Genomic DNA, 13,860 nt, shown 5'->3' with positions numbered 1-13,860 from the left:
CGCCCGTGCACAGCGATGGCAGGCGTCGATGCGGCGCGTGCATGGGCGTGCCGCCGAGGGGGAGCATCCCTAGGTTGGGGATGTGCTTTCACGATTCCTGCTCTACGGGTGCACGGGTTGGGTGCTGGAGGTCCTCTTCACGGGGGCGAACGCGGCCCTGCGCCGGGACAGGAGCGCCACGGCGCAGACCTATCTCTGGATGCACCCCATCTACGGGGGGACGGCGCTGGCGCTGGAGGAGGTCTCCGCCAGGCTCAAGCCCCTGCCCCGGCCGGTGAGGGCGCTGGCCTACACGGCCCTCATCTTCGGGGCGGAGTACGCCACGGGGTGGCTCTTGAAGAAGGTGCTCGGCCGCTGCCCATGGGACTACACGCCGCACCGCTGGAGCGTGCACGGGCTCATCCGCCTGGACTACGCGCCCGCCTGGTACCTCACCGCGCTGCTGTTCGAGCCGGTCCGCGACGGGCTGCTCCACGTCACCAGCGAGGCTTTGCGGCACACGCCCGAGTACCGGGAGGCCGAGGAGGCCGGGGTGGTGCCCGCCGGGTGCCTTCCCGAGGGCGAGGCGGAGCAGGCGGGTGTGGTGGCCACGCGCTTCGAGCGGGCCCAGGTGGTGGAAGTCTCCCCCTGAGGCGGGGGTTCGTGGGGGGTGGACCTTCCCCCGCCCGAGTCCGCTGGTCGACTGCTCCCCAGGCGGTTGTGAAAGGGCTTCCGGCTTTTCTTCCTCCGTGCCGCGTCGCGTAGTACCTTCGCGGCCGCATTCCCCCACGCGCCAGCGGGAAATTCCGCCGACTCTCCGAAAGTTTCCGCCCTCGTATGTTCGACTGGCTTCACACCCTCTTTTCGCGCGACCTCGCCATCGACCTCGGCACGGCGAACACGCTCATCTACATCCGCGGTCAGGGCATCGTGTCCAACGAGCCCTCGGTGGTGGCCGTCCAGCAGGACGCGCGCGGGGGCAAGAAGGTCCTCGCGGTGGGCAAGGAAGCCAAGGAGATGTTGGGCCGCACGCCGGGCAACATCGTCGCCATCCGGCCGATGAAGGACGGCGTCATCGCCGACTTCGAAATCACGGCGGCGATGCTGCGCTACTTCATCCAGAGCGCGCACAACCGCAAGACGCTGGTGAACCCGCGCATCATCATCGGCATCCCCTCTGGAATCACGGAGGTGGAGCGCCGCGCGGTGCGTGAGGCGGCGGCGAACGCGGGCGCGCGCGAGGTCTACCTGATTGAGCAGCCGATGGCGGCGGCCATCGGCGCGGGCCTGCCGGTGACGGAGCCCAGCGGCAACATGATTGTGGACATCGGCGGTGGCACGTCCGACGTCGCGGTCATCAGCCTGGCGGGCATCGTGTTCGCCAAGAGCGTGCGCATCGGCGGCGACAAGCTGGACGAGGCGATCATCCAGTACGTGAAGCGCAAGTACAACCTGCTCATCGGCGAGCGCACGGCGGAGCTCATCAAGATGGGCATCGGCACGGCGTATCCGACGGACGAGGTCATGACCATGGAGATCAAGGGTCGCGACCTGGTGGCCGGTGTGCCGCGCACGCTGACGGTGTCGAGCGACGAGGTGCGTGACGCGCTCGCCGAGCCGGTGAACGGCATCGTCGAGGCGGTGAAGCTGACGCTGGAGCGCACGCCCCCGGAGCTGGCCGGTGACATCGCCGACAGGGGCATCGTGCTGGCCGGTGGTGGCGCGCTGCTGAAGAACCTGGACACGCTGTTGCGTGAGGAGACGGGCCTGCCGGTGTTCCTGGCCGAGGACCCACTTTCCGCCGTGGTGATTGGCGCGGGCAAGGCGCTGGAGTCGCTCGACATCCTCCGCCAGGTCTGCCAGCCGGGCTGAGCCTCGGCCCTGTCGTGAGCACCGCGGCGCCGTGCCTCCTGGAGGCCGGCGCCGTTCGTGTTTCCAGGGGTCAGACCTCGGTGAACCTCACGCCGGTGACTTGAGCGCGCTCCAGTGCGAGCTTGAGGTCCTCGGAGACGATGAGGCCCAGGTCCCAGCCCCAGGTGCGGAACACCTTGGCGTCACCGACCTTCGACTTGTCGATGCGCATGCCGATGACGGACTTGTAGTCACCCACCCGGTCGGGCTGGCCGTGTTCAGGCTTCCAGTATCGGACCTCGTCGGAGGCTTGGTCGTCGATGCAGCGGATGAGCCGGGTAACGACCACGAGGAGGTACTGGTCCGGCATCCCTTGGATTTCGATGGGGAGGAGCTGCACCGTGTCAGGTGCCAGCTCCGCGAAGAGCTCCGCGACCCGGACATGGACGACGGGCGCCATGCCGAGGGCCGTGGTGCTGAACTCCAGGCTTCGCCCGGGCTCTTCGATGGGGATGCTCAAACGTCCTTGCGGTGGAAGCGCTCGCCCGGCACGGAAGACAAATGGGTCCTCCACCTCCTGCCCCGTCTCATCCGCGGGGTCCCCCAGGGTCCAGTTCCCAGACTCCATCACCTGCGCGAGCTTGAAGTAGCGCTTGGGCATATCTGGCTCTCTATCTCACTTCCTCTTCGTCACCAGTTCGTGGAGCTCTGTCCCCTTCGTCCTGACTTCGATGGCCACGGACCGGAGTTCGGCGGTCAGCGCCTTGCGACAGGTCTCCACGGTACGACAGCTCCTTACCGAGTCGTTGAGCCGAGCATAGACGGCTTCGTGATACCGCTGCGGGTGAGGACCCCTGTGGCCCCTCACCTCCACGATATTCTCCGGGTCTTTCAGCTCCATTCCTGCTCTCCGGAACAGCTTCCGGAACAATGGGGTCCAGGGCCCACCCCGGATAGTGGAGATGCTGTTCTTGTCCGTGGCGATGTGATGGCGATGCGGCTTGCTCGCACCGTTTTCCCGACCCGCCATCGCCAGCGCATTGGGTGCGAGCGCGATGGTGAGTCCCTCGCCCGACACCGCGACCGAACGCACCGCCCCCATGGCCGCGAACTGGAAACCCGCCTGAGATTCGACCGCCAGCGCCGCCTGTGCGGAGCCCGGCAGTTGCGCTGACTTCGCCGCCAACCCCGCCGTGTTGCCGATAGCGGCGGTGGCCAACATCACGAAGACACGCGCTGCGTTCTCCCCCAGCACCGCTCCAAATGCGGAGCCCGCTTCGTCGAGCTGCTCGAAAGTGGTGGCACGGTCCACATCCCTGACGAGCGCGCACCATCCACCGATGATGCCCAACACCGTGTCGACGCCCAGGTAGGCGATGGCCGTCACTGTCAGCAACGTCGCCAGTCCCTTCGACACGGGCTCGGGCAGAGACCACAGGAGCATGTACATCGTCACCGAGGCCATCACTACCGAGAGGACTTGCCGAGGGTCGGTCATGTCCTCCAGCGCCTCGGCTGACTCCTCCCAGACCGAGCCCATGGCGATGGCCATCGCCAGCACGTACTTGCCATCACTGCCGAGCAGAGGACCCTCCTCCAGCAGACTCAGGCAGTCGCCCGGCGTCCCCTTGTTCCGACACCATCGGCCATAGGCCTGGGTCATCTCCTCGTCCGCATAAGTCTCCAGAAGGTGTGGCCCCTCACCAGGAGGCTCGCCCCTGGCCGAGAGCCGGTGCGTCCGGTGCTCGTAGAGGTACAGCCCGCTGCGGGAGGGGAGCCCGAACAATTCACGGGCCTGCCTCATGGGGTTGTTCGAGGGAACGACATCACGCGACAGGGACTTCATCGCATCCTCGAACTCGTCATCTTCGAGTCGGGCCTCGGCCAGCTCCGCACCCTCTTCCTCATGGGGCGCCAGGGTCAGGACCTCGCGCCCCGTGTCGAGACGAACGACCCGGGCCGAGGAGCACCCAACTCCCGTCAACAGCATGAGCAGCGCGACGCACCAACGTGGCGACATGGGCCCTCCGTGTCAGGAGCCCGAACCATGCCTCGCGGCCCTGACACGTCCCCTCACCCGGGCCAGAAAGGGAGCACGAGCGGGTTTGACACCCACACAGGCCCTGGATTGTGGTGCGCCCATGAGCACATCCACGGTTCGTCACACGTTGTCGAAGGTCCTCGCCGCCACGCTGCTCGTGTCCTCGCCCGCGCTCGCGGACTGGGTCGGTGACCTGCGCGTGAAGAGCGCGCCCCCGCCCGGCCAGAAGGCCGCCCCCGAGACCAAGGGCAAGATGTACGGCCGCACCGGCATGCTGCGCATGGACCTGTCCCCCGCCGAGGTCCCCGGCGGAATGTCCATCCTCTTCAACTGGGAGAAGCGCACCGGCTCCACCCTCTTCCACGAGCGCAAGGCCGCCACCACCCGCAACCTCGACGACATGTCCGTGAAGATTCCCGGCGCCTGCTCCGGGAAGAACCAGGACTTCGACGCGTGCTTCAAGGAGCAGGGCTTCAAGAAGGTCGGCACCCAGAAGGTCAACGGCCACCCCACCGTCATCTATGAAGGTGTCCCTCCCGGTGCCGAGGGCGCCGTCGAGCGTCAGAAGGTGTGGCGCCCCACCGACCTCCCCGAGGTCGCCTACGTGCGCAGCCAGACCTTCGACACCAAGGGCAAGCTCCAGGCCGAAATCGACGTCACCAACATCAAGGTCGGCGAGCAGCCTGCCTCCCTCTTCACCATCCCCGCTGACTACGAGGAACTCGACGCCCCCGGCCCCAACGACTCCGTCATGGGCTCCTTCAAGCCCGAGGACTTCAAGGGCAAGTCCCCCGAGCAGATTCAAGAGATGATTCGTCAGCGCATGGCTGCCCCCCAGAGCACCCCGCCCGCGAAGACGAAGTAGCCCGCTTCAGCTCGCGCGAGCCACCACACCGCCAGCCCCCAACAACGCGGGGCGGCGGTGCTTCGCATACAGCGAGTCCCTCCACGCGAGCAGGTCCGGGAACGCCGCGGCCAGCGACTCGTGATGCCACACCTCACGCGTCCCCGGCCCCACCGGCAACCACGCGTCATCCACGGGCCGCACGAACTGGAGCATCAGCCCCGCCGTGATGTCCGCGTACGTGAAGCCGTCCATCAGATAGGGACGCCCCTTCAGCTCCGCGCGGAGCCGCTCCAACGCGGGGACCGCCTTCTCATGCAGCACCCGCTCGGGGTCCGCCACCGCGTGATGCTTGCGCGAGATGAACCGCACCCCCAGTCGGGCCACCGGCGCGGACAGCCCCCGAAGAAACCCAGGGATGTACCCAGGCAGGCTCTCCCGCTGCGCACGCGGATTCTCGAGCATCCGGCGCAGCACGTTCGCCCGGGCGACACCCAGTACCGCGTCGCTCACCAGCTCCCAGCGCTCGATGGTCTCCATCGCACTCGCGGGAAACAGCGGCGCACCGCGCCCCTGTGCCTCCGCCCTGCGTGCAATCGAGAACGAACCCGTCGTCGCCCCCTCCGGCTCCACGAGCAACGGCACCGTGGGACGCGTGCCCTTCGGCGTGCGCCAGCGCAGCGCCAGCTCACCCGTCAGCGGCGTGTGCTCGCGGTAGCGGTAGTCGACACCGTGGTGGTCCAACGCCCAGAGGGCCTTCTCCGTCCAACCCGAGTACCGCAACCCATACAGAGTGCGCATAGGCCCCGGAACCTACGCCGGACCAGGGCGGGATGTATAACCAGGACATGACGCCTCCCCTCCGACTGCACCTGCGTGACCTCAGCCACTCCCTGGTGGAGGCCTGGCGCCAGGAGTTCGCGGGCCTCGACGGCGTCACCATCTCCCGAGGAGACATCTTCTCCGAGCGAGAGGGACAGGTGTCCCCCAAAGACCCCATCGACATCCGCGCCGACGCCATCATCAGCCCCGCCAACAGCTTCGGGTTCATGGATGGCGGCATCGACGCCGTGTACACGTACCAGCTCGGCCAGCAGGTCCAGGACCGCCTGCGCGAGCTGCTCGAGAAGGACTGGGGCGGCGAGCTGCCCGTGGGCAACGCGGTGCTCGTCCCCACCGGCCGCGAGGAGATTCCCTGGTGCATCAGCGCGCCCACCATGCGCGTGCCCACGGATGTCAGCGAGACGGTGAACGCCTACCTCGCCATGCGCGCCTCGCTGCGCTGCGTGCTCGCGTACAACAAGACGGCGAAGACACCCATCCGCACCATCCTCACCCCAGGCCTGGGCACCGCCGTCGGCCGCATGCCCGCCCTCCGCTGCGCGCGACAGATGAAGGACGCGTGGCTGCGCACCGTGGTGGGACCGGACTTCATCCCCGGCACCCTCCGCGCAGCCGCGACGGATGACGCCCGGCTGAAGCCATAGCGCCGCGGACCCGTGCTACAAGCCGGGCCCATGAGCCCTGCCCGCGAGCCCCGCTCCTCGACGAAGCAGTCCTCCCGCCCCGCGTCGAAGCGCGGGAAGACCACCGCCCCCGTGAAGGCCGCCCGGAACGCCCTCGCCGCGAAGTCCGTGGCACCGCAGACGCCTCCTCGCGGCGCCAGGGGCGGCAAGTCCTCCGCCCCGAAGCCCTCGGCCAGCGCGGCGACCGGCAAGTCCTCGGCCACGAAGCCCACCGCCAGCACCGCGCCGCGCAAGGCCGGTGCTCGAAAGACGCTCGCCAGCGCCGCGCCCCACAAGTCCCCGGCCGCGAAGCCCACCACCAGCGCCGCTCGAAACCCGCCCATGCCATCCAAGTCCGCGCCCGCCGCGACCAAGACGCCGTCCGCCCCCGCCCCCACGGACGGCCTGCCCATCGTCTTCTTCGAGACCCCCGCCGCCTTCGACCGCTGGATGGAGAAGCACCACACCACGCGCGGCGCGTGGCTCAAGTTCACGAAGAAGGGCCACAGCCCCACCTCGGTCACCTACCAGGAGGCGCTGGAGGTCGCGCTGATCTGGGGTTGGATCGACGGCCAGAAGGGCCGCTTCGACGAGACCGCGTACCTGCTGCGCTTCACCCCACGCGGCCCGCGCAGCATCTGGTCGAAGATCAACCGCGAGAAGGTGCTCGCCCTCATCGACGCCGGGAAGATGCGCCCCACGGGGCTGGCCGAAGTCGAGAACGCGAAGAAGAACGGCCGCTGGGACGCCGCCTACGACTCCGCGCGCACAGCCACCGTGCCGGAGGACCTCGCCCAGGCCCTGGCCGCCAACCCGCGCGCCCAGGCGTTCTTCGCGACACTCAACTCCGTCAACCGCTACGCCATCCTGTTCCGCGTCCAGAACGTCAAGAAGGCGGAGACCCGCGCCCGCAAGATCGCCGAGTACGTCGACATGCTCGCCCGGAACGAGAAGATCCACACCTGATGCCCGCCTCCAGTTCCTCCCCCGTGCTCGCCGTGCGCGAGCTGTGCAAGACCTACGCGGGCACCGTCGCCGTCGACGGCATCTCCTTCGAGGTGGGCCGCAACGAAATCGTCGGGCTGCTCGGCCCCAACGGCGCCGGCAAGACCACGACCATCAACATGGTGCTCGGCGTGCTCGAGCCCACCTCCGGCTCCATCCACATCCAGGGCGTGGACCTGGCGAAGCACCGCTCCCAGGCCCTGGAGCGCACCAACTTCGCCGCCGTCTACGCGCCCCTGCCCGGCAACCTCACCGTCGAGCAGAACCTGCGCTACTTCGGGCTCATCTACGGCGTGAAGCACGTCTCCCAGCGCACCGAGACCCTGCTGAAGGAATTCGACCTCGTGCGCTTCCGCGACACCAAGAGCGGCGTGCTGTCCTCGGGCGAGCAGACCCGCGTGGCGCTCGCCAAGGCCATGCTCAACCAGCCACAGCTGCTCTTGCTCGACGAGCCCACCGCGTCCCTGGACCCGGCCACCGCGAAGGACATCCGCGCCCGCATCCGCGACTTCGCGGCCCAGGGCACCGGCGGCGTGCTGTGGACGTCCCACAACATGTACGAGGTCGAGGAGGTCTGCGACCGCGTCCTCTTCATGTCGCGCGGCGAGGTGCTGCTCCAGGGAGACCCTCGCAAGCTGCCGCGGGAGCACGGCAAGGCCACGCTCGAGGAGCTGTTCATCACCGTCGCCCGCGAGCCGCTCGCGCTGGGGAATCACTGAAGCCATGCGACTGTCCCGCGCCGCCGCCGTCGTCCTGCGCCAGTTCTACCTGCTCAAGGGCAGCCCCTCGCGCGTCTTCCCCCTCTTCGCGTGGGTGGCCATCGACATCGTCCTGTGGGGCTTCATCACCCGCTATCTGGGCACCATCACCCACGAGCCCGGCATGGACCTGGTGCCCGCGCTGCTGGGCGCCGTCCTCCTCTGGGACTTCCTCACCCGCGTCATGCAGGGCGTGACGATGGCCTTCTTCGAGGACGTCTGGTCGCGCAACTTCCTCAACGTCTTCGCCACGCCCATGTCCATCAGCGAGTACGTGCTGGGGCTGGTGCTCTCCAGCATCGCGACCAGCTCGGTGGGCCTCGTCGTCATGCTCGTCGTCGCGGGCACGGTGTTCGGCCTGTCGATGCTCGTCTATGGCGCCATGCTGGTGCCGTTCCTGCTCGTGCTGTTCCTCTTCGGCATCGCGCTGGGCATCATCGGCACGGCGGTGGTGCTGCGGCTGGGGCCGTCCGCGGAGTGGTTCATCTGGCCCATCCCCGCGCTCCTGTCCCCGTTCGTCGGCGTCTTCTACCCGCTGTCCACGCTGCCCTCGTGGATGCAGGGCATCAGCCGCATGCTGCCACCCTCGTACGTGTTCGAGGGCATGCGAGCCATCGTCGCCGGTGGCTCGGTGTCCTGGTCCACGGTGGCGCTGGGAGGCGGCCTCGCCATCCTCTACATCCTGCTGGCCGCCTTCTTCTTCACCCGCGTCTTCCGCCACGCCGTGCGCACGGGCCTCATCGCCCGCTACAGCGCGGAGAGCGTCAGCTAGGGCGCCGCGGCGTCCATCAGCTGCTGCGACAGGTACACGTGGTGCAGCGCCCACCGGCGCGCGTTCAGCATCGGGTCGGAGTCGTTGCTGTGCCCGCCGTCCGTGTTCTCGTAATACAGATACGGCAGACCCATGGACTCCAGCTTCGCGGCGAACTTGCGCGCGTGTCCCGGGTGGACGCGGTCGTCCTTCGTGTTCGTGGTGATGTACGGCTTGGGGTAGCGCACGCCCGGCTTCAGGTTCTGGTAGGCCGAGTACTTCGAGATGAACGCCGCGTCCTCGGGCACCGCCGGGTCGCCGTACTCGCCCACCCAGGACGCGCCCGCGGGCAGCTTCGGGTAGCGCATCATGTCGATGAGCGGGCTCTCGATGACCGCCGCGTTGAGCAGCTCCGGCCGCTGCGTCATCACCACGCTGGTGAGCACGCCACCATTCGAGCGCCCGTAGATGCCGATGTGCTTCGGCGACGTCACCTTGCGGCGCACCAGGTCCTCCAGCACCGCGGCGAAGTCATCGAACGCGCGCTGACGCTTCTCGCGCAGGGCGGCCTGGTGCCAGCTCGGGCCGAACTCACCACCGCCGCGGATGTTGGCGACGACGTACGCGCCGCCCCGCTCCAGCCACAGCTTGCCCATCTCCGGCAGGTAGACGGGCGGCTTGGACACCTGGAAGCCGCCGTAGCCGTACACCACCGTCGGCGTGACGCCGGCCACCTTCGGCTTCACCGGGCGCACCAGGAAGTACGGCACCTTCGTCCCGTCCTTCGACTTCACCCAGAACTGCTCGACGCGGTGCTTGGACGCATCGAAGCGCGCGGGCAGGGACTTGATGCGCTTCACCTTCCCCGCCGCCGCGTCGCCGAACCACAGCGACCCAGGCTCCAGGAAGCCCTCCGCGCCCGCGAACACCTGGTCGTGCGAGGAGGACGTGTCGACGATCTCCACCGACGCGTTCTTCGGCATCGCCAGCCGCTTGCGCGTCCAGCGCTTCTTGCCCGGCGTGTAGACGTCCAGCGCGCCCTTCACGTCCTCGTACACGTTGACGAGCAGCAGGTTGCGCGTGGCCGCCACGCGCTCGATGCCCTGGCGAGGACCGGGCTGGAGGATGAGCGTGGGCTTCGCCTTCGCCGGGTCCGCCTTCAGCGCCGCCAGCGGATAGGCCAGCAGCGCGCCCTGCTTGAAGCCGCCCCAGTCCTCCTCGATGGTGAAGACCACCTGGCCCTGGAGGAAGGCCTGGAAGGACACCTTCCTCGGGAACGGCAGCCGCACGGGCGCCGCGTCTCCCAGGAGGTACAGCTCCGACTCGTAGAACGTCACCCCGCGGTTGACGAACACCGCCTGGAGCACGCCCTCCTCGTCCCGCAGGATGATGGGCGACGCGGACACGTCCGTGCGCTCGCCACGAAACACCTCCGTCGCCTGCTCCACCGGCGTGCCGCGCTTCCAGCGCTTGAGCACGAACGGGTAACCGGACTCGGTGAGCGTGTCCCCGCCCCAGTCACGGCCCACGAGCAGCGTGTCCGCGTCCAGCCAATCCACGGACTGCTTGCCCTCGGTGAGCTTGAAGCCGTTCTCGACGAACTGCTTCGTGCCCGCGTCGAACTCGCGCGCCTCCACCGCGTCCTTGCCGCCGTTGGACAGGCGCACGATGCAGCGCTGGTCCGCGGGGGGCAGACACTCCTTGCCCTTCCAGATCCAGTTGGCGCCCTCCGTCTTCGACAGCGCGTCCACGTCCAGCACCGTCCGCCAGGGGATGGTGGGGCTCGCGTAGCCCTCCGTGGTGGTGTGTCGCCACTGGCCGCGAGGGTTCGCCGCGTCCTGCCAGAAGGTGTCCACGCCGCCCGCGCGGAACGAGGGCCCGGGGATGCGGTCCGTGGCGGTGAAGATGCGCAGCGCCTCGGCCTGGAAGGGCTCGAAGCGCGGGTCCTTCTCCAGCACGGCCTCCGTCTTCGCGTTCTGCGCGCGCACCCACTCCAGCGCGCGCTGTCCCTGCACCTCCTCCAGCCACAGGAAGGGGTCCTCCTCCGCCATCGCCGCCGAAGCGGTCAACAGCCCGGTCAGCAGCGGCGCGACAAACAACCTGCCCATGGTCCTCGTCTCCTGGTGGGGATGCGGCGGGCCTCCAACACGGCTCGGCCGCGCCCATTCCAGGCCGCGGCCCCGCTTCCTCCCACACGGCAGGCAGCTTCCCTTGAAGCGCGGGGTCCCCACCACCCACGCCCCGTCACCCCGTCGGCTCAGGGGCCCTGGAAGCCCTTGGCGCGGAAGGTGAGCACCAGGGTGTCGCGGTGTCCCGCGGCCTCCAGCGGCTGGATGGGCGTGCTCTCGTGGATGACGCGCTCGTCGTCGAGCAGCAGCGCCGACCAGGGCTCCGTCAGCGTGAAGCGGATGCCGTTGGGGCCGGCGGCCTCGAACACGCGCGTCTCGCCGCCCTTGATGCCGTCGCGTCCGACGAGCAGCACCACGACGAAGTCCACGCCGTCGCGGTGCGCGCCCTCGGGCGTCGGCCGGCCGATGCCATCCGTGGTGTCGATGCGGAACTGGTGCGCCTCCACGTACCAGGGCTGCGCGCCCTTGAGCGCCGAGCCGCAGGCCGCCAGGCGGCTGAGCAGCCGGGGCCACTCGGGGTGCTCGACGACGGTGGACGTCATCGGCTCGAACCAGCGCTCCAGGCCGCCGTGCAGGGCGTTGTACTCGACGGGCTGCCAGTGTGCGCGGTGGGGCACCTGGGTGACGGTGTCGCCCTCCACGACGAAGCACGAGTGGCGGCGCGTGCGATACCGGCCACCGTCGCGCAGGTAGCCGTCCGCCGGCAGCGCATCCCAGGTGGGCCGCCACGCATCCAGCTTGGCGGCGGGGATGCCCACCAGCGCGGACAGGCCCGCGCGGTCCAGCACGGCGTAGCCCCTGTCTCTCAGGGCGTTGACGGTTTCGGAGGGAGCGCTGATGGGGGGCGAGAAGCTCATGCGTCTTGCCGGCGAGACATCGTCCTTCCGGACACCGCCGTCAACCCTCGCGTGCGCCCCGGGCTCGTCGGTCCCCCAACCGACCCCGGACTGTTCTGGTGGCCCGTCGCCGCGACTGTGCACCCGTGCCCCGCTCCGGCGAGGCACGGGCCCGCGCCCGGGCTACTTCTTCCCGTACTCCAGCTTCACGCCCTTGCGCTGCGCGTAGATGTACGCCTCCATCGCGCGCATCCGCGGGTCTCCATCCGCGAGCGGCTTGCCGCGCACCGGGTTCTCGATGCACCAGTTGATCATGTCCCGGAGCAGCGCCACGCGGCCCAGTTGCACCTGGTACTTCGGATACGTCTCCGGGTGGGTGTTCGATGCATCCGGGTGACACATGTCACAGGATACCGCGATGGTGCCGCCCACCGCCGCCGCGTCGTGGAACACGCGGTGGCCCTCCTCCACGAACTGCTGCGTGGACGCGGCCCACACCGCCTCATCGCGAGGCGTGAAGGCGCCGTAGGAGTGGCCGTCCTGGATGTTCGCGCCGGCCTCCTTGCGCACCTCGCGGCCGCCGCTCTCCGCGGTGACGCCGCCCTCGCGCACCACGCCGCCCGTGGAGGGCTGGTTGGTGCCCATGGGCGGGTTCGGCTGCGGCTGCTTCTGTGGCTGCTTCGCGGCCTGCGCCACCACGCGCCGCACGGGCGGCGGGTCCCACGTCGCGTCGGGGTTCTTCTGGTGCCACGCGGCCATCAGCTCGTCGGACACACGCTGGGCCTGCTCGCGCGTGAGCGACTCGCCCTCCTTGACGCCCTTGACCTCCAGGGACGTCTGGCCGTCGCACATGCCCACCACCAGGTTGCCGTCCTTCGACACGGGCACCTGGTGACGCGGCAGCGGCTCTGTCTTCAGCGAGGACGTCTTGGGGCGCTCGGCGGGGCTGGTGGCCAGGGCCACGCCTCCCGCGAAGGACAGCAGCGCTCCGGTTCCCACCCACAGCTTCATCCGGAAGTTCATCGTGTCGCCTCGCGCTCAGTAGCTCGGGAGCTTCGTTCGGGGCGGCGCGTCCTGCTTCCCACCCGAGCCCAGGTAGCTGGCCCGGACGGTGATGGGGTTGCGCTCCCAGAGGTTGTACAGCTTGTCCACCAGACCCGACTCCAGCACGTCCATGCGTCCGTCTCCGCACCCGTCGAACTGGCTGAACGGGTCCGGCCGGTTCATCTGCACCGTGAGCTGCGGCAGGCCCTCGGGCGCGTACGGCCACGGCCACGCGGTGGACAGCATCCCGTGGAACTGGATGTTGCCGATGCGGTTCGACAACAACTGGTGCGTGTGCCCGTGGATGACGGTGACCTTGTCGAAGGGCTTGAGCAGCGCCTGGACCTCGTCCGCGTCATCCGTCCAGAAGTTCCAGGGGCGGTAGTACTTGTAGAGCGGCGAGTGGCTGAAGACGATGACCGGGGTCTTCTTGTCCACCTTCGCCAGGTCTTGCTTCATCCAGGCGCGCTGCGGCTCGCCCACCTCGAAGCGGGACTGGATGCCGTTGTCCAGGCCCGCGACAATCTGCATCCGCTCCTTCGGCGTGAGCTTGCGCTCCGTCCAGAAGTCCTTCTCCAGGATGGAGTTGAGCACCACGAAGTGCACGCCCTTGTGGTCGAACGAGTAGTTCGGCGCGCCGAACAGGTCCTTCCACATGTCCCCCATGTCGAGGAACCAGTCGTGCTCGCCCACCATCATCTTCACGGGCGCCTTGACGCTCTTGAGAATCTGGGCGCCCAGCTTCAGCTCACCCGGCGCGCCCAGCTGGGCGAGGTCCCCGCCGAAGAGGACGAAGTCCGGCTGCGGGTCCAACCCGTTGACGTCGTCCACCGCCTTCAGGATGGAGCGCACGAAGCGGTCATTGAGCTTCTGCTCGTACAGGTGCGTGTCGGAGATGTACGCGAAGGTGAAGCGCGGCTTGGTGCCTTGTGCCTCCGCCACGTTGACCAGCTGGAAGCTCTGCGGCGTGCGCAGGCCCATGCCGGCGACGATGCCGGCGGACATGCCCGCGACGCGCAGGAAGGCCCGGCGGTCCAGGCGCTTGAGGCCCTCGAAGAAGGCGTCGCGCTCCTCGTGGTGCTTCGTCTCGATGCTGCGGAACTTGTTCCCCATGGAC

At 68.7% G+C, this 13,860-nt stretch carries 14 protein-coding genes; 7 read left to right on the top strand and 7 right to left on the bottom strand.

All coding sequences use genetic code 11. From position 1 onward, the window contains the following. The first annotated feature begins 82 nt into the window (after positions 1-82). Both VZQ01_RS24010 and VZQ01_RS24005 read left to right on the top strand, forming a co-directional pair. The gene (locus VZQ01_RS24010) at positions 83-631 is read left to right on the top strand and encodes a putative ABC transporter permease (protein ID WP_141325547.1); all 549 of its coding nucleotides are present in this window, start codon (positions 83-85) and stop codon (positions 629-631) included. A 185-nt stretch (positions 632-816) separates the two neighbouring features. Further along, complete coding sequence (locus VZQ01_RS24005; protein WP_011556714.1) at positions 817-1,851, top strand: rod shape-determining protein; 1,035 nt, start codon at positions 817-819, stop codon at positions 1,849-1,851. 70 nt (positions 1,852-1,921) lie between these two features. On the opposite strand, the gene VZQ01_RS24000 is transcribed toward VZQ01_RS24005, so the two are convergent. After that, positions 1,922-2,491 carry an imm11 family protein gene (locus VZQ01_RS24000; RefSeq protein ID WP_426744716.1) on the bottom strand — a complete coding sequence of 190 codons (570 nt, stop codon included), beginning with the start codon at positions 2,489-2,491 and terminating at the stop codon, positions 1,922-1,924. Between the two features lie 15 nt (positions 2,492-2,506). After that, complete coding sequence (locus VZQ01_RS23995; RefSeq protein ID WP_426744715.1) at positions 2,507-3,850, bottom strand: AHH domain-containing protein; 1,344 nt, start codon at positions 3,848-3,850, stop codon at positions 2,507-2,509. Positions 3,851-3,971: 121 nt separating this feature from the next. Here VZQ01_RS23995 and VZQ01_RS23990 point away from each other — a divergent pair, with 121 nt between their 5' ends. Beyond that, the gene (locus VZQ01_RS23990) at positions 3,972-4,736 is read left to right on the top strand and encodes a hypothetical protein (RefSeq protein ID WP_223782804.1); all 765 of its coding nucleotides are present in this window, start codon (positions 3,972-3,974) and stop codon (positions 4,734-4,736) included. Between the two features lie 6 nt (positions 4,737-4,742). Here the strand turns inward: VZQ01_RS23990 and VZQ01_RS23985 are convergent, their stop codons facing one another. Further along, positions 4,743-5,516, bottom strand: coding sequence for a glutathione S-transferase family protein (locus tag VZQ01_RS23985; RefSeq protein WP_426744713.1), 774 nt, complete (start codon positions 5,514-5,516; stop codon positions 4,743-4,745). A 47-nt stretch (positions 5,517-5,563) separates the two neighbouring features. On the opposite strand from VZQ01_RS23985, the gene VZQ01_RS23980 reads away from it, so the two are divergent. Genes VZQ01_RS23980 through VZQ01_RS23965 form a run of 4 tightly spaced genes read left to right on the top strand, consistent with a single transcriptional unit; the run spans position 5,564 to position 8,755 of the window. Continuing rightward, entirely contained in the window at positions 5,564-6,202 is a 639-nt protein-coding gene (locus tag VZQ01_RS23980) for a macro domain-containing protein (RefSeq protein ID WP_426744711.1), read from the top strand. A 30-nt stretch (positions 6,203-6,232) separates the two neighbouring features. Next, positions 6,233-7,186, top strand: coding sequence for a YdeI/OmpD-associated family protein (locus VZQ01_RS23975; protein ID WP_426744709.1), 954 nt, complete (start codon positions 6,233-6,235; stop codon positions 7,184-7,186). Next, a complete protein-coding gene (locus VZQ01_RS23970; RefSeq protein ID WP_426744707.1) occupies positions 7,186-7,944 on the top strand; it encodes an ABC transporter ATP-binding protein in 759 nt (252 codons plus the stop codon). The genes VZQ01_RS23975 and VZQ01_RS23970 overlap by 1 nt, the downstream gene beginning before the upstream one ends. Positions 7,945-7,948: 4 nt before the next feature. Then, positions 7,949-8,755 carry an ABC transporter permease gene (locus tag VZQ01_RS23965; protein WP_046716604.1) on the top strand — a complete coding sequence of 269 codons (807 nt, stop codon included), beginning with the start codon at positions 7,949-7,951 and terminating at the stop codon, positions 8,753-8,755. Here VZQ01_RS23965 and VZQ01_RS23960 read toward each other — a convergent pair. The 4 genes from VZQ01_RS23960 to VZQ01_RS23945 form a co-directional block, all read right to left on the bottom strand. Further along, positions 8,752-10,842: a prolyl oligopeptidase family serine peptidase gene (locus VZQ01_RS23960; RefSeq protein ID WP_408888913.1), complete on the bottom strand. Its 2,091-nt coding sequence runs from the start codon at positions 10,840-10,842 to the stop codon at positions 8,752-8,754. The genes VZQ01_RS23965 and VZQ01_RS23960 overlap by 4 nt on opposite strands. A 149-nt stretch (positions 10,843-10,991) precedes the next feature. Next, positions 10,992-11,720 (bottom strand): 2OG-Fe dioxygenase family protein, encoded by a 729-nt coding sequence (locus VZQ01_RS23955; protein ID WP_426744704.1) that lies wholly within the window; start codon positions 11,718-11,720, stop codon positions 10,992-10,994. Between the two features lie 162 nt (positions 11,721-11,882). After that, positions 11,883-12,722: a c-type cytochrome gene (locus VZQ01_RS23950; RefSeq protein ID WP_426744702.1), complete on the bottom strand. Its 840-nt coding sequence runs from the start codon at positions 12,720-12,722 to the stop codon at positions 11,883-11,885. 15 nt (positions 12,723-12,737) lie between these two features. Continuing rightward, the gene (locus VZQ01_RS23945) at positions 12,738-13,856 is read right to left on the bottom strand and encodes a metallophosphoesterase family protein (RefSeq protein ID WP_141325564.1); all 1,119 of its coding nucleotides are present in this window, start codon (positions 13,854-13,856) and stop codon (positions 12,738-12,740) included. Positions 13,857-13,860 lie beyond the last annotated feature (4 nt).

Origin of the sequence: Myxococcus faecalis (assembly GCF_050039385.1) — a bacterium.
GTDB classification, from domain to species: Bacteria; Myxococcota; Myxococcia; order Myxococcales; family Myxococcaceae; genus Myxococcus; species Myxococcus fulvus.
The sequence above is the reverse complement of the archived record's forward strand: the minus strand, read 5'-3'. Positions and strand labels throughout refer to the sequence as shown.